This is a genomic window from Citrobacter europaeus (assembly GCF_037482245.1).
GTDB classification, from domain to species: Bacteria; Pseudomonadota; Gammaproteobacteria; order Enterobacterales; family Enterobacteriaceae; genus Citrobacter; species Citrobacter europaeus.
In genome coordinates this window covers 3969475-3990311 of record NZ_CP148084.1, presented here as the reverse complement: position 1 = coordinate 3990311, position 20837 = coordinate 3969475, and the positions used below count along the sequence as shown (strand labels likewise).

The following is a 20837-nucleotide window of genomic DNA, read 5'->3' as shown; positions in this document are numbered from 1 at the left end:
TCACGCTGGCCAGGGTCAGTGAAGCGCACAAAAATCGCCACTGTTTTTCGCTTCCCAGGAATAAAAAAACGCACAGGGGGGACCGCCCTGTGCGTCGGGTTTATCGCGGAAGAACTTAAACCCCAAGGCGATCGCGTAAGCTGTAGTATGCCGCCCCCATGGCGGTAAACGGAATGCGCAGGCTGCGGCCTCCCGGGAACGGGTAGTGCGGCAATTTGGCGAACGCGTCAAAGCGCTCGGCGTCCCCGCGCAGCAGTTCCGAAATCAGCCGTCCTGCCAGGTGGGTACAGGTCACGCCGTGACCGCTGTAGCCCTGCATATAGTAGATGTTGGTATCAAGACGCCCGAACTGCGGCATGCGAGACAGCGTTAACAGGAAATTACCGGTCCAGCGGTAATCAATTTTTACCCCCTGCAATTGCGGGAAGGTCTTCAGCAGTTTCGGCATCACCAGACGCTCAATATCGTCCGGATCGCGAGCGCCGTAGACTACGCCACCGCCGTACAGCAGGCGGTTATCGCCGGTCAGACGGTAGTAATCCAGCAGGTAGTTACAATCTTCCACACAGTAGTTTTTCGGGATTAGCGAGCGCGCCATCTCCGCAGACAGCGGTTCGGTGGTTAACACCTGCGTGCCGCACGGCATGCTGCTTTTTGCCAGCGCAGGCTCCAGTTTGTCACCGAGGTAGGCATTGCCCGCGACGATCACAAAGCGTGCCGTCACCTGACCTTTTTCCGTGCTGACCACCGCCGGGCTGGTGTGCTGAATTCGGGTAACCGGCGACTGTTCGAAGACGCGTCCGCCGTTCAGACGAATGGCGTTAGCTTCGCCAATCGCCAGGTTCAGCGGATGAATATGGCCACCGCTGTGGTCAAGCAGCGCGCCGACATAACGATCGCTGCTGACTTCGCGGCGAATTTCACTGCTGTCTAATAGCTCAAGCTGCGTGTTGCCGTAGCGTTCCCAGTTCGACTTCTGTTCTTCCAGCGTTTCCATCTGTTTGTGGTTCAGCGCCACAAACAGCCCACCGGGACGATAATCGCATTCGATCTGATAACGCTTGATGCGTTCGCGGATGATATTGCCGCCTTCAAACATCATGCTGCCAAGCATTTTGGCAGCATCCGGGCCGTAGGTGCGTTCGATGACGTCGATATCGCGACTGTAAGAGTTAACCAACTGACCGCCGTTGCGTCCGCTGGCCCCAAAGCCAATCCGCGCGGATTCCAGTAACACCACGTCGTAACCCATCTCGGCTAAGTGCAGGGCTGAGGAGAGACCGGTATAGCCACCGCCCACGACGCAAACATCACAGCTCACCGATTCGCTGAGGGTGGGAAACGGTTCGTACTGATTGGCGCTTGCGGCGTAATAACTGCTGGTATGTTCAGTCATGATTAAGACTCCAGGGAGATCCAGATGGTTTTCAGTTCGCTAAATTTTTCCAGCGCATGCAGGGACTTATCGCGTCCGTTACCGCTTTGCTTATAGCCGCCGAACGGCACGGTCATATCACCGTCGTTGTAGTTATTCACGAAGACCGAACCGGCCTTCAGGCGCCGGCTCATACGGTGGGCGCGCGACAAATCGCGGGTCCAGACCGCAGCGCCCAGGCCGTAGTCACTGTCGTTGGCCAGCGCCAGGGCTTCGGCTTCGCTGCTAAAACGGGTGACGACCAGTACCGGACCGAAGATCTCATCGCGGCTGACGTGGGTTTGCGGCGCGGTATCGACAAAAATAGTCGGGCCGATAGCCGCCGGATGTACGTGGCTGCGGCCATCCAGCGCCAGCGTGCCTTGCGCTTCACCGTCGCGAATAAAACCGTGCACGGTGTCGGCATGCGCGTTGTCGATAAGCGTGCCCATCGTGGTTTCCGGATCCAGTGGGTTGCCGGGCTGCCAGTTTTTCGCCTGCTCTTTCAGCAGCGCGATGAACTCATCGGCAATACTCTCTTCCAGCAGCAGACGCGTACCGGCGATACAGACCTGACCCTGGTTATAGAAGATACCTGCCGCAGCATTCGCGGCGGCTTTCGGTAGATCCGGACAGTCGGCAAACACGATGTTGGCGCTTTTACCTCCGGCCTCCAGCCAGACGCGTTTCATATTGCTGTCGCCAGCGTCTTTGAGCAGTTGCTTGCCGGTACGGGTCGAGCCGGTAAAGGTGATCACATCGACATCCGGATGCAGCGACAACGCCTGGCCCGCTTCGTGACCATATCCGCTAACAACGCTGAGAACGCCATCGGGCAAACCCGCTTTTTTAGCCAGCGCAGCAAGGCGAATGGCGGTCAGCGGTGATTTTTCGGAAGGTTTGAGGATCACGCTATTGCCCGCAGCCAGTGCCGGGCCAAGTTTCCAGCAGGCCAGCAGCAGGGGAAAATTCCACGGGACGATAGCCGCAATCACGCCCACCGGTTCGCGCACAATCAGCGCCAGATCGTTCACCGAGGTGGTGGCAACTTCGCCATAGACTTTATCTATCGCCTCGGCGTACCAACGGATGGCACGTGCGGCGCCTGGAATATCATCACGCAGGCTATGGCGAATCGGTTTACCGGTATCGAGCGTTTCCAGTAGCGCCAGTTCCTCGTGATGCTGCTCCATTAAATCGGCGAGTTTGTGCAGTACCGCTTTGCGCTCCGTGGGTGAGGCTTGCGACCAGTCCCCGCGTTCAAATACGGTACGGGCTGCGGTGACCGCGCGGTCCACATCCGCTTTTTTACCGCGGGAGACTTTAGCCAGTGGACGTTGTCCTGCCGGATCCAGCGTAATAAAGGTTTCGTTATCAGCGGCGGTACAATATTCGCCGTTAATAAATAAACGGGTTTCCGGCGAATAATGGCTGGCTTTCTCACGCCAATATTTAAGATTCTGAAAGTTCATAGCTACTCCTTTTATATCAATAAGATAAAGTTCGTTGCTGTTCTTTTTCAGGCAAAATCAGGCTGCACGATGCCCCAGGGATGTACCCTGTTAATGCGCGTTACTTAAGAAGGCCTGAGAAACTCAGGCCGCTACTTATTAGAAAGTGGTGGGAGTGTGGGCACTGATGATGCGGCAGATCCCTGCCGAGGTGTTGCTGAAACTATGAGGTATGCCGGTGTTTATGGCATAACTTTGTCCTGCAACCAGAGGATACGTTTGACCATTGACGGTCAGTATCACTTCACCTTCCAGTATTGTGCCAATCTCTTCACCCTGGTGTTTAATTCTCTCCCCGGTTGTCGTGCCTGGCTGATAGGTTTCAAACATCATTGCCAGCGTACGATTCGGATTTCCGTTGTGTACCAGCTTCATGGATACTCCCTGACTCCCGATCTCAATCAAATCTTCCTGATTGATAACCACCTGCGGTTCGTCAGGCTTTTCCGGTTCCGCGAAGAACTCGGAGAGCGACAGCCCATATACTTTCAATAGCTTTTGCAGCGTACTGATGGCAGGACTGACTTTATCCTGCTCTATGGTGCTGATGGCGCTATGCGTTAACCCAGACAGTTCGGCGGCACGACGCTGCGAAAGACCCAATTGCTGGCGGATCTCTGACAAACGTTTACCCGGCGCCAGGCCGTCATCGCTCATAATTGCATTTCCTTAACAGTAGTGGTCAGAGTCGCTGTTTTTCAGCGAGGTGGTTCTGACAAGCGGTGATAAAACCTTCAAGTAACAAACGCGACAGGGCGTATTCGCTACTGTTCCATTCCGGGTGCCACTGCACGCCGAGCGCGAAAGGATGGTCATGGACGCTGGCAGCTTCCACTAATCCATCCTGCGAGCGTGCTTCCACGCGCATCTGCGGGCCAAGAGTTTTTGCGCCCTGACCATGCAGGGAGTTAACCCAAAACGTGCTGCAACCTGGTATTAACTGAGATAGCAATCCTCCCTGTTGAACCTGGACTTCATGAGATGGTGCATATTGCTGCTCCACCGGGAGTTCTGCATCTTCACGATGTTCCAGGAACTGTGAGTGATCGCACAGGCGACGATACAGAGTCCCGCCAGTGGCGACAACTAATTCCTGTAAGCCCCGGCAGATGGCGAAAATGGGAATGCGCCTTTCGAGCCCGGCGGTAATTAGCGCCATGCTCAGAAGATCACGCCCGGGATCGGCGTCAGACTCATCGCCATTTTCACCATAGAGGTGCGGCTGCACATTGCTTGGGCTTCCTGGCAGGAAGATACCATCCAGTTTCGGTAACAGTGCGTTTAGCAATTCGGGTTCCGCGAGCGCATGGGGAAGCGCTATCGGTAATCCACCGGCATTTAATACCGCATTCAGGTACTTTTCTTGCAGAGTCTGGGTCTGGTGACCCTTAAGCCTGTTCCTGCACATCACGACACCAATAACTGGCTTGTCAAATATATTGCCCATGATCGACCTCACGTTTTGGAATAAATTATTGCCAAACGGTTCCTTGTTGCGCCATTCCGTTCATTATTTTCTCAATCTAGCAGCGGAATAACCTTCTAGCAAACTTAATTTAACATTTGACAAACAATTTGTTTGCATCCAGAGTCGAAGAGTGGACATTATATTTAACAGTCAAATCACAGAACAGCTTACCAGGCCAACGGCGGTGAATCATGGAAACCAATATCGTAGAAGTTGAGAATTTTGTTCAGCATTCTGAAGAGAGACGAAGTAGCGCGTTTGCGCGTGAAGTTAAACAGTATCTGGAACGGTATCCCAATACGCAGTATGTGGATGTGCTGTTAACCGACCTTAATGGCTGTTTTCGCGGTAAGCGCCTTCCGGTTGCAGGATTACATAAGTTAGAGAAAGGCTGCTATTTCCCGGCATCCGTTTTCGCGATGGATATTCTTGGCAATGTGGTCGAAGAGGCGGGATTAGGCCAGGAGCTTGGCGAACCGGATCGGACCTGTGTTCCGGTGGCCGGCACGTTAACCCCTTCGGCCGCCGATCCGGAGTTTATTGCGCAGATGATGCTGACGATGCTGGATGAAGATGGCGCTCCCTTTGACGTTGAGCCGCGGAACGTACTTAACCGACTCTGGCAGAAACTACGCCAGCGCGGTCTGTTCCCCGTCGTAGCGGTAGAGCTGGAGTTCTATTTACTCGATCGTAAGCGCGATCCCGAAGGTTATCTGCAGCCGCCGTGCGCGCCGGGAACGGACGATCGTAATACCCAAAGTCAGGTTTACTCTGTTGATAACCTGAACCACTTTGCAGATGTGCTCAACGATATCGATGAACTGGCCCGTTTGCAGCTGATCCCGGCAGACGGCGCGGTAGCTGAAGCCTCCCCGGGGCAGTTTGAAATCAATCTCTACCATACCGATAACGTACTCGACGCCTGCGACGACGCGCTGGCGCTGAAACGCCTGGTACGGCTGGTGGCAGAAAAACACAAGATGCATGCCACGTTTATGGCAAAGCCTTATGAGGAGCATGCCGGTAGCGGGATGCATATCCACATCAGCATTATGAATAACAAAGGCGAGAACGTGCTGGCAGATGCGAATGGCGATGATTCCGCATTACTTAAGCGTGCGCTTGCCGGGATGATTGATCTGATGCCCGCGTCAATGGCGCTGCTGGCGCCGAACGTGAACTCTTATCGCCGTTTCCAGCCGGGGATGTATGTTCCGACCCAGGCTTCCTGGGGGCACAACAACCGTACGGTGGCGCTGCGTATTCCCTGCGGCGATCGTGATAACCATCGGGTTGAATATCGCGTGGCGGGGGCGGATGCTAACCCGTACCTGGTGATGTCGACCATTCTGGCGGGGATCCTCCACGGTCTGGATAACGAACTGCCGTTGCAGGATGAGGTGGAAGGCAACGGACTGGAGCAGGAAGGGCTACCTTTTCCTATCCGCCAGAGCGATGCGCTGTGGGAGTTCATGCAAAACGACAGTCTGCGTGAATTGCTCGGGGAGCGGTTTAGCCATGTGTATCACGCCTGTAAAAACGATGAGCTTATCCAGTTTGAACGTCTGATTACCGACACTGAAATTGAGTGGATGCTGAAAAACGCCTGACCGTTGTACAGGTCATTGAAAAAGAAGTCGCATCATGCGGGCTGAGCGGAGCCAGCCCGTAAAAATTGCAGGATCACCTGCCATTTCCCGGATGTCGCGTAATGGAGCGCGGGCGACAACGGGTCTTCAGATAACCGACAGAGTTTGTGACGAGGAAATGTGATGATGCCAATGTTTAAAAACCCGCCCCGCGTGAGCATCCATGGCTCCCGCAGTAAGTACGGACCGCTCCTGTGCCGTGCAACATTGATGCCTTTCTTATGGCTCTCCTCCCCGACACGACCCAGGTCTGCTGTACCCACGTTTCGAACGCAGATCAGGGCTCGTCGCGGGGAGGAAAGCTATGTCGACTAATCCTTCTGCGGATCATGCTGCCCAGCCGGGCAAAGCACAGCTGCGAAAATCCCTGAAGCTGTGGCAGGTGGTGGTGATGGGGCTGGCCTATCTCACGCCGATGACGGTGTTTGACACCTTTGGCATTGTTTCGGGTATCAGCAATGGCCATGTTCCGGCCTCTTATCTGCTGGCCCTGGCGGGAGTTCTGTTTACCGCCATCAGTTATGGAAAGCTGGTGCGCCAGTTTCCACAAGCCGGTTCGGCCTATACCTACGCGCAAAAAGCGATTAATCCGCATGTGGGGTTTATGGTCGGCTGGTCGTCACTGCTTGACTATCTTTTCCTGCCGATGATTAACGTCCTACTGGCGAAAATTTACCTTTCCGCGCTGTTCCCGGGGGTTGCGCCATGGATTTGGGTAGTGATGTTCGTGGCGATCCTCACCGCGGCCAATTTGAAAAGCGTTAACCTGGTGGCGAACTTTAATGCGCTGTTTGTTCTGGTACAGGTGGCGATAATCGTGGTGTTCATTTTCCTCGTGGTACAGGGGCTGCACAAAGGCGAGGGGGTAGGGACCGTCTGGTCGCTGCAACCGTTTATCAGCCAGAATGCGCATTTGATTCCGATTATCACCGGGGCGACCATTGTCTGTTTCTCGTTTCTCGGCTTTGATGCGGTAACGACGCTCTCTGAAGAGACGCCGGATGCCGCACGTACCATCCCAAAAGCTATTTTCCTCACCGCGCTGTACGGCGGACTGATCTTCATTGCCGCTTCGTTCTTTATGCAGTTGTTCTTTCCAGACATTAGCCGATTTAAAGACCCGGATGCGGCGCTGCCGGAGATTGCGTTGTACGTCGGCGGTAAACTGTTCCAGTCAATTTTCCTGTGTACCACCTTTGTGAATACGCTGGCGTCAGGTCTGGCGTCGCATGCCAGTGTTTCGCGTCTGCTGTACGTGATGGGCCGCGATAATGTCTTCCCGGAGAAGTACTTTGGCTATGTTCATCCGAAATGGCGTACACCCGCGCTGAACGTCATTATGGTCGGGATTGTGGCGCTGTCGGCCCTGTTTTTTGATTTGGTGACCGCTACGGCGTTGATTAATTTTGGCGCGCTGGTGGCCTTTACGTTCGTTAATCTCTCCGTGTTTAACCACTTCTGGCGTCGTGAAGGACGCAAGCATACCTGGCAAGAGAAGCTGCATTATCTGGTATTGCCGATGGTCGGTGCCGCCACCGTTGCCGTACTGTGGGTGAATCTGGAGGTGACATCGTTGACGCTGGGACTGGTATGGGCCGGGTTAGGGTTGGTGTATCTCGCCTGGCTGACCGGACGTTTTCGCAAACCGCCGCCGCAGTTTGATGCCGCGAAATCTGAGCGGGCCTGGGAGTGATGGGGAATAAATCAGACGACGAACCACATTGCTATTTCGGGTATTAACAACAGGGCGTGCCGTCAAGGGCGCCCTCGGCCGTAAAAAGAGATCCGGTATCGTTATTTCGTCGTAGAGAGATATAGCAGCAGGTTGGATAAACTTTTAATACCATCCTTTTTTCTCTTCGAGGTTCACATGCCAAATCATATTGATTTAGCACAAGTCAAAGCGATGAAAGTGGTTAATTATGCCACGTTGCGTGAAACGTTAAAATCAGGTGACCTTTTTTTCGCCTCCGGAGACTACCTGGTATCAAAAGCAATTGAAAAGATGACTGATTCACCATGGAGCCATGTGGGGATTGTTTTTGTTTTACCGCAAATAGATCGTGTGTTGCTCCTGGAAAGCGTGGAAGATATGGGGGTACGACTTGCTCCATTATCAAAATATCTATCTGATTATGATGATATTGGGAAACCTTACAAAGGCCGGGTTGTTCTCGCCAGGTATGATGCGTTGTCTAAGTCTGCCGTTGAGCAAGTAGCCGCTTTTGGTCTTAATGAACTAACCCGTCCATATGATAAAGAAGAAATAGCACGCATCCTTGCGAGGATAGCACTTGGGAAGGGAAAATCGAAAAAGGACAGGGAATACATCTGCTCCGAACTCGTCTACGCTTGCTTCAACAATGCCGGAATTAGCATTGCATATAATCCAAAAGGATTTATTAGCCCTGAGGATGTATGGCAGGATTCTCATATTTCTTTGATAAACAGAATATTGTAAAGGCCGCCATTATTCAGAATAGTATCTAATACTGGTGCAATCACGGCATCATTATAGAGATTAAAATGGGTTCAGCCGGCGGTGAATCATCACATGCCTGTATCTGATGGAGGGACAAGGATAACTACTTTCTGACGTCGGGTGACGGCGTGTTCTGTTGTATTTATTAATGCCGTGAAATGCGTGGGCTATAGTAAAGATGGCCGTTATTTCTCATCATTAATAATCGAGAGCGGGGGATGTGAATGAAGAAGATACTGATGCTGGTCGGAGATTATGTCGAAGATTATGAAACGATGGTGCCTTTTCAGGCACTGCAAATGCTGGGCCATCGTGTTGATGCTGTCTGTCCGGATAAAAGCCAGGGTGACTACGTTCAAACCGCTATTCATGATTTTGATGGGGCGCAGACCTACAGTGAAAAGCCCGGGCATCGTTTTACGTTGAATGCGAATTTTGCCGAGGCGCGGGCCGCAGATTACGACGCGCTGCTGATCCCTGGCGGACGTGCTCCGGAATATCTCCGATTGAATCCGGATGTCATCAAGCTGGTGCAAGATTTCAACGCAGCCGGTAAACCTATCGCCGCGGTTTGTCATGGGCCTCAGCTGTTAGCGGCGGCGGGGGTGTTAGAAAATCGGACCTGTAGCGCCTATCCGGCCTGTGCGCCAGAGGTTCGTCTGAGCGGTGGACATTACGCAGACATCGGTATTGACCAGGCCCACGTTGATGGCAATCTGATTACCGCGCCGGCATGGCCCGCGCATCCGCAATGGCTGGCTAAATTTGTTGAAGTATTAATGAAGTAAGCCATGAGAAAGTCGGTACAACCTGCCTGGCTATACCGACTTTACCTATTACCTCTGCATAAGTGCGAACACGCCCCAGCCAATGTATTCACGGGTGAATGCAACGTGGCGTGCTGGTGAACCTCTCAGTTGTTCTCTGACTTCCGGGGCAAAGTCATCGTTCGGATTTGCCTCCAGCCACCGGCGCATCGTTAACCATTTTGCCGCCTCGTATCTGTCCCAACCCTCCTGGTCAGCCAGTACCATTTCAACCACGTCATAACCGAGCTGGTCGAAAGACGAAACGAGTTCCGGCAGAGAGAGGAAATCAGTCACTGACGTCGCGCCGCAAGTCTGGGCAATCTCCTCCGTTGCGGGCATCTGACGCCAGTATGGTTCGCCGATGAGTATGATCCCGCCGGGTTTGAGACTTTGTTCCAGCTGTCTGACCGTTCCGGCAACGCCGCCTGCAATCCAGGTTGCGCCAACGCAGGCGGCAATATCGAATTTTTCTTCAGCGATATAACCTGTTGCATCGGCATGAATAAAACGCACGCGCTCAGTGACGCCCAATTCTTTGGCTCGTAGAGTGGCTTGCTCACTGAACAGCATGCTCATATCGAGACCTACGCCGGAAATATTATGATCGCGTGCCCAGGTGCACAACATCTCACCCGATCCGCTGCCAAGGTCCAGGATGCGGGTGCCTGAGGCCATTCGCAAAGCCTGACCTAACGTGGCGTATTTCTGCGCGGTGAACGGATTATGAATGCGATGTGCGCTTTCGCTGATTGTAAAAATCTTCGGGATATCCATTTCTCTCTCCTTAGCGATTATCCAGTTGGGCGCGAACGTTGTTCAGCCCGGTAGTATTGATACGGTAGGGCTGACCATTGACGGATTTGATCAGCTTTTTGGTTCTGAGCTTTTTGAATACGTCGAGTGTGCAGTCGCAGAGAAGCAATCCTTCGCGGCTATAGCATTCGACGGAAGTGACGCGGCCTGAGGCATCGCGGACGTGAGCAATACGACCACCTTTGGCGAGAACGTGTAAGGTACGTTGTTCCTGACGGGATAAATTCATACTGGAAAACCTGTTTAATCATCATGTGCAAAACGTGCAAACACACAGCGGTGTCCGCATTCGATTTCGGCGCATTGATAACCAGTCCGGCCTGAAAAGGTCGGGAAGCTGATTATCAGATGATTACATTCTCCAGCATCAAAGCCTCGGGTTGAGTTAGAAGGTATTTACCTGCTGAATCATACCAGCAAGGAACAGCAGGGGGAATCTCCCTGTGGAAGAAGTGTGATCAGTAACGAAAAAGTGTATTTTGCTTATTTAACGACTTTTTAATTCTTGTTATGTGAAAATGCGTTGATGTATCAATATAATTTAATATTTGAACATCGTAAATATCGTCATCGTTAGCCACGCAGCGTTGCTGTTTAATTATTATGACATCATTGATTAATGCGATTAAAGTTTTCTGTTGCTTGCTTTTTTGCTTTGATAAATACTTCTTGATTATAAAAGTGGTTTTAAATTAAATTTTTAATTTCATTGTTTTAAGAATTTTCTTAATGTTGCTAAGTGTGTATACTCGATCCTGCAAGAAGCTCTTCTGTTATCATTAAAACTATAAATATGTCCTTAACACCCGTATTACCTCTGCCCTGAATCTCTTCTCAGGGGAGAGGTTTTTTTTGTATGTGGATAAATTTGTTAAGCACTTTGAATAAAATATTAATATTGTTGTTGGAGCCTTTTTAATAATGTCTTGTGAGATCTTTGTTCAACGGGTTTTGTAATATTGAAATAGTACCACTATGAACATATTCCATTGTGAATAGTATTAATCCACCTTAATTTATAGGGGTACTATATGATTTCTCTTATAACTAACTGTTTTTCATGGTAATGAGAAAAGCGTGATTTTGAAGTAATTGTGATTTTGTTCACGGATTTTAGTGCGTTAACTGGCTATTTGTAGAGAAGTGCAAACGGTTGCATGTAGCTGTAACAGTATTCGTTCATTAAAAAAATATAGCGATGGTACGTCTTATACCGGTGCAGAATACAGGAATCTAAATGATTTCTATTATCTCTTAGGTATACGGATAATATTTATGACTTCTGTTAGCTCAACACCATGGGAAATAGCAGTAAAAACAGACAGGGAATATGATTTCATCAATCAGAAAGGAGTTTTTAATCACAGGTACAACCACTGGCCTTTTTATCTTCCTTTATATAAATCGTTGTCGTAGTGCCCATAAAATCAGCGTTCTGGGATGAACGCTGATTTTATTCGGTTTTCAGATTCATCAACCCGCGCTGCATGCTGGTCTTCTCTCGCAGTACCTCTTAAATGATACATTAAGGATCACCTGGAATGGATATTGTTGAACGCTTTATAAACTACACGAAAATCAATACCACGACATCAAGGGAAAACGGCGCTAATGGGATAATGCCTTCTTCCCCAGGTCAAATGGAACTGGCAAAACTGCTTGCAGCAGAACTTGAAGCATTAGGAATGGAAAACATTGAGGTCAGGGATACCGCTATTGTGACGGCAACCTTACCTGGCAATACCGATGACGCGATCCCGGTGGTCTCCTTTTTTGGTCATCTGGATACCAGTGCGGAACAGACCGCAGACACCAAAGCACAGCGTCTGCATTATCGCGGGGGGGATTTATGCCTGAATAAAGAGCTGAATATTTACCTGCGCGAAAGTGAATTTCCAGAACTGAAAAATTATATCGGTGATGACCTGTTGGTAACGGATGGAACCAGTCTGTTAGGAGCAGACGATAAAGCCGCCATCGCCGCAATTATGAATGCCCTGGAGTATCTGATTACGCATCCGGAGATTAAACATGGGCCGGTGAAAGTCGGTTTTGTCCCGGACGAGGAACAGGGCCTGCGTGGCGCAAAAGCGTTTGATGTTGCGGCATTTGGTGCTGATTTTGGCTATACCCTGGACTGCTGCGGTATCGGTGAGTTTGTTTACGAAAACTGGAATGCAGGTGATGCGGAAATCATCTTTACCGGGCAGTCCGCACACCCGATGTCGGCCAAAGGTAAGCTCAAGAACTCACTGCTGATGGCGCATAAGTTTATTGCGATGCTACCAGGGGGAGAAGCGCCTGAGTATACGGAAGGGCGCGAAGGTTATTACTGGGTAAAACAGCTACAGGGTAACAGCGCCCGTACGGTCCTTAAGCTGGATATCCGCGACTTCAGTGAAGAAGGTTATAAGGCGCGAATGGCGTTTATCCGTCAGCTTGCCGTAAGCACCTGTGCGCTGTGGGGAGAAAACAGCGTGGTCTGTCATTTAGCCGATCGCTATCAGAATGTGTTTAATAGCCTGCAGGGTGATGCGCGCTATCCGATTGATATTGCATTACGCGCTTATCAGAAATGTGGCATTACCCCAGCCCCTGTCGCTATGCGTGGCGGGTATGATGGCGCGGTTCTGTCGCAAAAAGGATTGCCGTGCCCAAATATTTTTACCGGTGCTCATAACTTCCATTCAATTTATGAGTATCTGCCGGTGCGTTCCTTACGGGCTGCCAGCGATGTCGTGGTGGCGGTCATTGAGGAAACGTATACTGAGTTCTCGCAGCGGAGAGCTCAGCCATGATTCAGGTGTTAATCGCGCTTCTGGTTATCGTGATGGTGGCGCGTCTGATTCTGAAAGGTTATCGCGCTGAACCTGTGCTATTTATTGCGGGCTTAGTTCTGATGATTTGCACCGCGTTAACCGGATGGGGGACGGTATTACCGAAGGGCGTTGCCAGTACGGGGATTTCCTTCCTTGATCCTTTCGAGGTGATGCGCGATCTCTTCAGCACCCGTGCCGCCGATCTCGGCCTGATGATCATGGCGTTAATGGGATTTGCGCATTACATGGACCACATCGGGGCAAATGAAGCGGTCGTGCGCGTCGTCACGAAACCCTTACGGACGCTGCGTTCACCCTATGTGCTGCTCTTTTTCTCCTACCTGCTCGCCAGCCTCCTGCAGTTGGCCATTCCTTCAGCAACCGGGCTTGCCGTATTGCTGATGGGGACGATGTTCCCCATTATGCTGGGATTAGGGCTTTCTGCGGCTTCGGCTGCCGGGGTTATTGCCACTTCGCTTGGCGTGGCTTACACCCCGACGGCAATCGATGCTATCCGGGGCTCTAAAGCGGTCAATATGGATGTGGTGGAATATGTTGTCTACCACCAGGGACCCGCCGCGCTGGCAACGGTTCTGGTCGTCGGCGTTTGCCATTTTTTTTGGCAGCGACATTGTGACCGTAAAGCGGGGACGTTACCACGGGAAATCGGTAGCGCTGAGGTGACTGACTCAGGAAAAGCCCCGGCATTTTACGCGCTGCTTCCGATGCTACCAATACTGATGGCAGTAGGATCATCCGAGATGTTCGTCAGCGGTATTAACCTGAATATTATCACCATTGTCCTCATTTCAATGGCAATCTGTATGCTGATCGAGTGGCTGCGGGTGCGTGATTTAAAGTCGGTATGCGAAGGATTCAGCCATTTCCTTAAGGGAATGGGCACTGCGTTTACTGGCGTGGTTGGACTGTTGGTGGCGGCGGGGGTTTTTGCTCATGGCATTAAGGTTATCGGTGCTATCGACCAACTTATACTGATGGCTGAACACGTGGGGTTACCACCGTTTGCCATGGCGGTGGTATTTGCGTTGGTGACGCTGGCCGCGGCTATCATTATGGGCTCGGGAAATGCGCCATTCCTCGCCTTTGTTGAGCTCATCCCGCAAATCGCCGCCAGCATGGGGGCTAATGCTGTTGCCATGATCCTGCCGATGCAGCAGGCATCGCATATGGGACGGGCAATTTCACCGGTATCCGGCGTGGTGATTGCCGTTTCCAGCGGAGCCAATATAACCCCATTCGATGTGGTGAAGCGGACCGCCGTGCCGTTGATCGTAGGTTTTGTTACTCATACTCTGATCATCGGTATTTTCTATTAACAATTGCAGGCACAGGCAAACCTCCGATTCATTGAATCTGGAGGTTTTCTGGTTTGATATGTTGTTGCATTGATTGCTGGTGATTATTATTAGCTTTCAGCTTTATTGAGCTATTCTTATTATTTGTGGTCAACCTTTCAACTATTAATGATTAATAAAGATAATGTGTTTCAGAGTTCTTTTTTTACATTGAAATATATTAATCTGGATCATATTTTGAGGTTTTTCGTTGTAGTAGTTTTTTAAATGGAATGATGCAAGGTCGACATGAAATAATGATTTATTTGGGCAGGTTTCAGTGGTAAAAGATTCAGGGGAAGTTAGTACGTTACGACACCATTATCAGGATGACCTGGAAGCGTTTACCTGGAGTGCATTAGTTGCAATCGGTATCGCAACACAGGATCGTAAGATTAACTCTAAAATGTCAGAACATCTTTTTATTATGCATTGGCTGGCCATCGCTAAAAAAAGAAAACTCTTTTCAAGGAGTATCGTCAATGAGCTTCAGTGGTTAATTGATGAAGGAAAGAAAAAAAGCCTCAATGCACAGCTTAAATTTAAAATAGAATACCTGTACTCGACTTCGAGTGGTGATGTAACAATGCAAAACGACTATTTTAAGTTTACTCATACGATCGAGGTATTGAGAAATAATGGCTGGGAAAGCTTTTTGCTTACGCCGGAGAAATGGCGAGATCTGCATGAAAAAATTAAGGTAAGAGACGGTAATTTTATTTTTATGGATGACACCAGACTCCAGGAGTGCTTTGGCATTCAGGGAGAGATTGTTAACCCCTTCTGTATCCGGGTGTATGGTGATGTTGAGTTTGCAAAGTTAACTTTCATCAAACATAACCTCGCAGTTGAATTTGTAAAGCACATATCGAATGAGTTTTACCACTTCCATTTTCTTCAGGTAAGTAATGCTTAACTGACGAACTGAGCAGAGTGCTGATAATTCGAACAATGTATTGATCTACATATCAATGTATCGGATATAAACCACGCGCCAAGGATAGCGAATGTTTACGCGAAAGTTAGCGATCGGCAGCGAATGGATTAGGTTGTCTGATATTTCAGACAACGTATCCATTTCTTTTCGGGGCGTTCTCGAGATAGCGGAAAGCACAGGTACGCCAGATGGCAGTACGCCTTTATTACGCTTAGAAAATGAAATGGCGCCAATCACCGTTGATTCGTTGTCCTGGGTGCGGGTTCCGGGCGATAGACAGGCAGAGGTTACCGTCTATATTCGCTGCCTGGTTTAAGTCAGATAACGCCAACTCAGCTATTCTCAATGGCTTGTTGGCGTTCAATTTGCGTATCATTTTATTATCCATAAATAATATTAATGTGGGTTTGTTCTGGTTTTATTTATCCCTGCTTGAGATATATGCGGCCGGCCGCAGAGTGTGGGTTCGTGCAACTAATTTATGACGAGAAAGCCAGCAAAAATACGTTCTGATAATTAACTATTTTACAGGTTAAGGTATTTCTTTGCGGGTCGATAACAATTAGGTCGTGGATGAACTTTATTGTTATGGAGATGTTCAAATGTTAAAGGATATGAGGATTAAAACCAGTCTGTTATTATTGCTGTTGTTATTCACTTTTATGCAGTTTTTTTCTAATGGATTTGAGCTCATCGATCTCAAAGAGAACCAAAAAAGTACACTTTTACTGCATAATGTCATTAAGGAACAGGATGCATTGCATCAGGTTGCTGAGGCTGTTTATAAAATAAGAGGGGGACTTGATAACATTCAGTTGAATAATATGTCTGATACTCAACAAACATTGAGCCAGGCGCAAGAGGAGATTGGTAAAGCCAGAAAACAGTTCAATAATTTCTGGGACATACCGGGTTTAACCGCTGATGATCCGCAGATCGGTAAAGCTATCAGGGCTGCCTTTGAGCAACAAATGAATGCGGCACAAAAACATGTTGATAAATTAAATGAGATGATTTCTACCGGCAGTATTGTGGATACACAAGTAACTATCGAGCCTGAACTGCTTGCTATTCGCAAAAACTTTGATAGCCAGGTGGAGAATTATTACAAATCAACACTGTTGGTCGGTGAAAAGATCGTAGAACAGACCCACGTTCAGTTTAATAAGTCAGTACTGAAGGTATCTGTGATCCTGATGGTAACAGTACTTATCTTTTTTATCTGCAATATCTGGATGAACCGGACAATCATTCGGCCATTAAATATCGTGTCTGAGCATTTTTCACGGATTGGCAAAGGCGATCTGAGTCATCCGGTTAAGGTATCGGGTAATAATGAGATAGGTCTGTTGTGTTTGAATTTACAAAATATGCAGAACGGTCTGCGTGAGACGGTCAGCACCATTCGCGATGGCGTCGAATCGATTAATACGGGTATGCAGGAAATTGCTTCCGGTAATTCAGACTTATCGACCAGAACGGAGCAGCAGGCGGCGGCAGTAGTGGAAACAGCTGCCAGCATGGAACAGATTTCGGTAACGACAAGAAATAACTCCGATAAGTCCCACCAGGCATCTGCCATGACCAGTGAAAGCACAGAAATGGCCCTGCGCGGCGAGCGTTTGATGAGTGAGATGGTCGAGAAAATTCACCTGATCAGCATCAATGCGCAAAGCGTAAACGAAATATCACATGTTATTGATAGTATTGCGTTCCAGACCAATATCCTGGCGTTAAACGCCGCGGTTGAAGCAGCACGCGCAGGTGAATCCGGGCGTGGGTTTGCCGTTGTAGCCAGTGAAGTCAGAACCCTTGCCCAGCGTAGCGCCGCCTCGGCGAAAGAGATCAGTGAACTGGTAGCCAAAGCGGCAATCAGCGTCAAAGAAGGCGTTGAGATAGCTGAAAATAGTGGGGTCATGATGGCGGATCTCGCCAAAGCGATACGCAACATCAACGTATTAATGGAAGATATCTCCGGCGCATCAGGAGAACAAAGCCGCGGTATTGAACAGATCCGGGTCGCGGTAACGCAGATGGAGCAAGTGACTCAACAGAACGCATCGTTGGTTGAGGAGATTGCCGCCACGACAGGCAGTGTGGAAGAGCAGTCGGCCATGCTGTCCGAGGCGGTGGCTGTATTTCAGGTGGAAGAAAAATCGTAGCATAGTGTTCAGGGCGTTAACCCGGCGCTGCTCATCTCATCAGTGGGTTATTCCGCCTGATGAGATGGCGGGTTGGCGAGAGACTGCGTTATTATTTAATTGATAATAGTTCTCATTATTATTGTCGTGTTGTTCAGGGAATGGTAATGTTGCTTCAGTGATAAATCGTTAATCCCATTTCCTGTGCAGAAGACAGCATGAAGAACACCACCGCCCTGAATGCCTCCAGACGCGTTGCTCGCACCTTCTCCGTCAGCGAGTTTATGGATTTTGGTGAACGCTACGGGATTGATTACCGTTTTCCCCTGTTGGCGCAAAAGCCGGATTTACCGTCCTGCAGCCCCGTTCTGCAAGGTGAGGTGGAGGAGATGACGCTCCCCTGCGGAATGTGCGTGACGCACTCCGACGTACAGGTATTGCAACCTTACGAAACCACCTCCCGCCACAGCAGCCCTCTCTATATGCTGGTAGTCATGGAAGGTTGCGTGATCCTGACGCTCAACGGGCAGGAGCATATGGTGCGTTCCGGGATGGCGTTTAGCTCACGCCTGAGCGAGCACCAGACGATGCGTGCCCGCCATCATGCCGACTGCAAACTGCGAACCTTATCGCTTGGTCTGTATCCCGACGGCGCGTGGCGCACGGGGTTGCTTGAATCATTGATGCGTGAGTGGGAAAGATGCCAGACACCGACGCTTATATGGCAGGTACCGGGGTTTTTACTCAGCGGACTGCAGTACGCGCAGCAGAGCACGATTAGCCATGTTTCTCGCCAGTTGATGCTGGAAGGGCTGATATTACAACTGTTCGGCCATGGCCTTAGCGTGTGTCAGGTTGAGAGCGGCAAACGCCTTGCGGCCAGCGGTGAGCAACAACGGCTGGAGGTCGTTCGCCGTCTGCTGGAGCAGAGTCCCGAAAATGACTACACCCTTAATGAACTGGCCCAACGCGCGGCGATGAGTCCCAGCAGCCTGCGGAGTAAGTTTCGCGCAGCCTATGGCTGTTCGGTATTCGACTACCTGCGCGATTGCCGTCTGGAACGTGCGCGCGGCTATCTACTGGAAGGATACAGCGTACAACAGGCGGCCTGGATGTCGGGTTATCAGCACGCCACCAACTTTTCTACCGCTTTTCGTCGCCGTTACGGCTTTTCGCCGGGCGATTTGCTCAAACCTTGCTAATCCATATTTGCGTTTTACGCACGTGATTTCCTGACAATTTGGCACTGCGCATAGGCAACCTGGCATCCGGCATAGCTATCTCCGTCAGCAAAAAGGTAATAATTCTCACTTACAATTAGACATGCCTTTGGAGATATTCATGTTCGCGAAGACTCGCTTGGCGCTGCTGGTGGGATGGGTTACCGGCAGCGTGGCTTTTCCTCTGCTGGCGCAGGAAACAACAAAAAACGATACGGTGGTTGTCACCTCACAGATGCAGAGCGGGGCCACGAAGCTTGCCACGCCGGATATTGAAACGCCGCAGTCGGTATCGATCGTTACCCGTGAACAATTTGAAGAGCAGGGCGCAACCAGCGTGCGCCAGGCCGTCAGCTATACGCCGGGGGTGTACAGCAATCAGATTGGCGCTTCCAATCGCTTTGACTACATCGTGCTGCGCGGCTTTTCTGACGGCAGCCTGGACAACGTCTATCTCGATGGTCTGAAGATGATGGGCGACACCAACTCTCACAGCTCGCTGGTGGTCGATCCGTGGTTCCTCGAAGATATCGAAGTGGTGCGCGGCCCGGCTTCCGTACTGTATGGCCGCTCCTCTCCGGGCGGTATTGTGGCGCTGACCTCACGTAAGCCATCGTTTGATGCGGGTGGAGAAGTAAAGCTGTTTGCCGGCAACAATAACCAACGCGGCGCGGCGTTTGACGTCACCGGGGCGCTGGATGATAACGATCGCGTGGCGGCGCGACTGAGCGGAATGACGCGTTACGCGGACTCGCAGTTTGGTCCATTGAAGGAAGAACGTTATGCGCTGATGCCCAGCCTGACCTGGCGCATCACCGACCAGACGCGTCTGGATCTGATGGCCTATCTGCACCGTGACCCGGAAGGCGGTAGCCATTCTGGTCTGCCGTATGACGGCACCGTGGTTCCGCATTACGGACAAAAGATCTCCAACACCTTTTACGAAGGCGAGGATGATTATGATAAATACGATCGCCGTGAAAACATGGTGGGCTACCACATTGAGCACCTGTTTGATAACGGCTGGTCGGTGCGGCAAAAGCTGCGCTACCTGCATACCGACGTGGAGCTGAACCAGGTCTATGCGGCGGGCTGGCTGAATGAAACCGAACTTAATCGCGGCTACTCCGGCTCCGATGAAAAAATGTCGGCGATTACGTTGGATAACCAGCTCGACGGCAGCTTTGATACCTGGCAGGTTAACCACCGTCTGCTGGTGGGGATCGACTATCAGGATCGCAGCAATAATACCACTGGCTACTACGGCGCGTTCCCGCCGATTAACGCCTTTAATCCGGTGTACGGCGCGAAGCCTGATTACATCGACATGTATGCGCGCGAAAAGCACAAGCTGCGTCAGACGGGGTACTATTTACAGGATCAGATGTCATGGGATCGCTGGCGTATTACGCTTGGCGGTCGCTACGATCAGGTCAGCGTCTCTAACATTGATAAGATCAACGATACCCGCAGCGATCTGGATAAAAACAACTTCAGTACCCGCGCCGCGCTGCTCTATTTATTCGATAACGGCTTTGCGCCGTACGTGAGTTATTCCACTGCCTTTACGCCAACCAGCTTTGCCGATGAGAACGGTAATCTGCTGGATCCGATGAAAGGCAAGCAGTGGGAAGCCGGGCTGAAATATGAGCCGGAAGGGCTCAACAGCCAGTTCAGCGCATCGGTATTCCGTATCAATCAGACGAATATCGCCACCAAAGAAGAGCCGACCGATCCGTACCGCTCGATTGGGGAAATTGAATCTGAAGGGGTGGAACTGGAGGCAATTAGCCAACTGACGGATAGCTTCCGTTTGCAGGCGGCGTATACCTATACCGACATTCGCTATAAGAAAAGCAGCCCGGAAGAGCAGGGTAAGCGCGCAGTGTATGCCCCGCGTAACCAGGCCAGTACCTGGCTGAGCTACGATGTGAAAAGCGGCCCGCTGGACGGCCTGACGTTGGGCTCAGGCGTACGTTATGTGAATGGTATTGCCAGCGATCGCCTGAATACTCACACTCTGCCGTCCTACACGCTGGTGGATATGGCAATTGGCTACGACTTAACGAATATCGGCATTAAAGGATTGAGCGCACAGTTGAACGTCAACAACCTGACCGACAAGCGCTACGTTGCGGCCTGTAACTCGCTCTCGTACTGCTACTTCGGCGCCGAGCGCAGCATTGTTGGTAGCGTTTCGTGGAAGTTCTGATGCTTTA

General features: G+C 50.5%; 17 protein-coding genes. 11 read left to right on the top strand and 6 right to left on the bottom strand.

The genetic code is table 11. The annotated features are described in order from the left end of the window. Positions 1-115: 115 nt before the first annotated feature. From WHR59_RS18745 to puuD, 4 genes are all read right to left on the bottom strand, one after another. Entirely contained in the window at positions 116-1396 is a 1281-nt protein-coding gene (locus tag WHR59_RS18745; RefSeq protein WP_016155784.1) for an NAD(P)/FAD-dependent oxidoreductase, read from the bottom strand. A gap of 2 nt (positions 1397-1398) precedes the next feature. Beyond that, positions 1399-2886 (bottom strand): aldehyde dehydrogenase PuuC, encoded by a 1488-nt coding sequence (gene puuC / locus WHR59_RS18740; RefSeq protein WP_080625668.1) that lies wholly within the window; start codon positions 2884-2886, stop codon positions 1399-1401. 138 nt (positions 2887-3024) lie between these two features. Further along, positions 3025-3582, bottom strand: a complete 558-nt coding sequence (puuR, locus tag WHR59_RS18735) for an HTH-type transcriptional regulator PuuR (RefSeq protein WP_047413199.1) — start codon at positions 3580-3582, stop codon at positions 3025-3027. A gap of 25 nt (positions 3583-3607) precedes the next feature. Beyond that, a complete protein-coding gene (puuD, locus tag WHR59_RS18730; protein ID WP_080625667.1) occupies positions 3608-4372 on the bottom strand; it encodes a gamma-glutamyl-gamma-aminobutyrate hydrolase in 765 nt (254 codons plus the stop codon). Between the two features lie 212 nt (positions 4373-4584). Here puuD and WHR59_RS18725 point away from each other — a divergent pair, with 212 nt between their 5' ends. From WHR59_RS18725 to WHR59_RS18710, 4 genes are all read left to right on the top strand, one after another. After that, the gene (locus WHR59_RS18725) at positions 4585-6003 is read left to right on the top strand and encodes a glutamine synthetase family protein (protein WP_200000207.1); all 1419 of its coding nucleotides are present in this window, start codon (positions 4585-4587) and stop codon (positions 6001-6003) included. Positions 6004-6346: 343 nt separating this feature from the next. Next, a complete protein-coding gene (locus tag WHR59_RS18720; protein ID WP_087053110.1) occupies positions 6347-7735 on the top strand; it encodes an APC family permease in 1389 nt (462 codons plus the stop codon). 177 nt (positions 7736-7912) lie between these two features. Then, positions 7913-8503, top strand: a complete 591-nt coding sequence (locus tag WHR59_RS18715) for a YiiX/YebB-like N1pC/P60 family cysteine hydrolase (protein ID WP_051642623.1) — start codon at positions 7913-7915, stop codon at positions 8501-8503. Between the two features lie 245 nt (positions 8504-8748). Beyond that, positions 8749-9312, top strand: a complete 564-nt coding sequence (locus WHR59_RS18710) for a DJ-1/PfpI family protein (protein WP_043015316.1) — start codon at positions 8749-8751, stop codon at positions 9310-9312. 48 nt (positions 9313-9360) lie between these two features. Here the strand turns inward: WHR59_RS18710 and WHR59_RS18705 are convergent, their stop codons facing one another. Then, entirely contained in the window at positions 9361-10107 is a 747-nt protein-coding gene (locus WHR59_RS18705) for an SAM-dependent methyltransferase (protein WP_080625665.1), read from the bottom strand. 10 nt (positions 10108-10117) lie between these two features. Continuing rightward, the gene (locus WHR59_RS18700; RefSeq protein WP_003021255.1) at positions 10118-10375 is read right to left on the bottom strand and encodes a YjhX family toxin; all 258 of its coding nucleotides are present in this window, start codon (positions 10373-10375) and stop codon (positions 10118-10120) included. A gap of 1312 nt (positions 10376-11687) precedes the next feature. On the opposite strand from WHR59_RS18700, the gene pepT reads away from it, so the two are divergent. The 7 genes from pepT to foxA all read left to right on the top strand — a co-directional run bounded on the left by pepT (position 11688) and on the right by foxA (position 20830). Further along, positions 11688-12944 (top strand): peptidase T, encoded by a 1257-nt coding sequence (pepT, locus tag WHR59_RS18695; RefSeq protein WP_047413179.1) that lies wholly within the window; start codon positions 11688-11690, stop codon positions 12942-12944. Then, on the top strand, positions 12941-14302 hold the full coding sequence (gene dcuC, locus WHR59_RS18690) for a C4-dicarboxylate transporter DcuC (protein WP_338843371.1): 1362 nt from the start codon (positions 12941-12943) through the stop codon (positions 14300-14302). Before pepT ends, dcuC begins: the two co-directional genes overlap by 4 nt. A 298-nt stretch (positions 14303-14600) precedes the next feature. Continuing rightward, a complete protein-coding gene (locus WHR59_RS18685; RefSeq protein ID WP_047413178.1) occupies positions 14601-15236 on the top strand; it encodes a DUF2913 family protein in 636 nt (211 codons plus the stop codon). A 91-nt stretch (positions 15237-15327) separates the two neighbouring features. After that, on the top strand, positions 15328-15573 hold the full coding sequence (locus WHR59_RS18680) for a hypothetical protein (protein ID WP_047413175.1): 246 nt from the start codon (positions 15328-15330) through the stop codon (positions 15571-15573). A 286-nt stretch (positions 15574-15859) separates the two neighbouring features. Beyond that, entirely contained in the window at positions 15860-17419 is a 1560-nt protein-coding gene (locus WHR59_RS18675) for a methyl-accepting chemotaxis protein (protein ID WP_338843370.1), read from the top strand. A 197-nt stretch (positions 17420-17616) separates the two neighbouring features. Beyond that, positions 17617-18600: a helix-turn-helix transcriptional regulator gene (locus WHR59_RS18670; protein ID WP_043015323.1), complete on the top strand. Its 984-nt coding sequence runs from the start codon at positions 17617-17619 to the stop codon at positions 18598-18600. Between the two features lie 121 nt (positions 18601-18721). Next, positions 18722-20830: a ferrioxamine B receptor FoxA gene (gene foxA / locus WHR59_RS18665; RefSeq protein ID WP_338843369.1), complete on the top strand. Its 2109-nt coding sequence runs from the start codon at positions 18722-18724 to the stop codon at positions 20828-20830. Positions 20831-20837 lie beyond the last annotated feature (7 nt).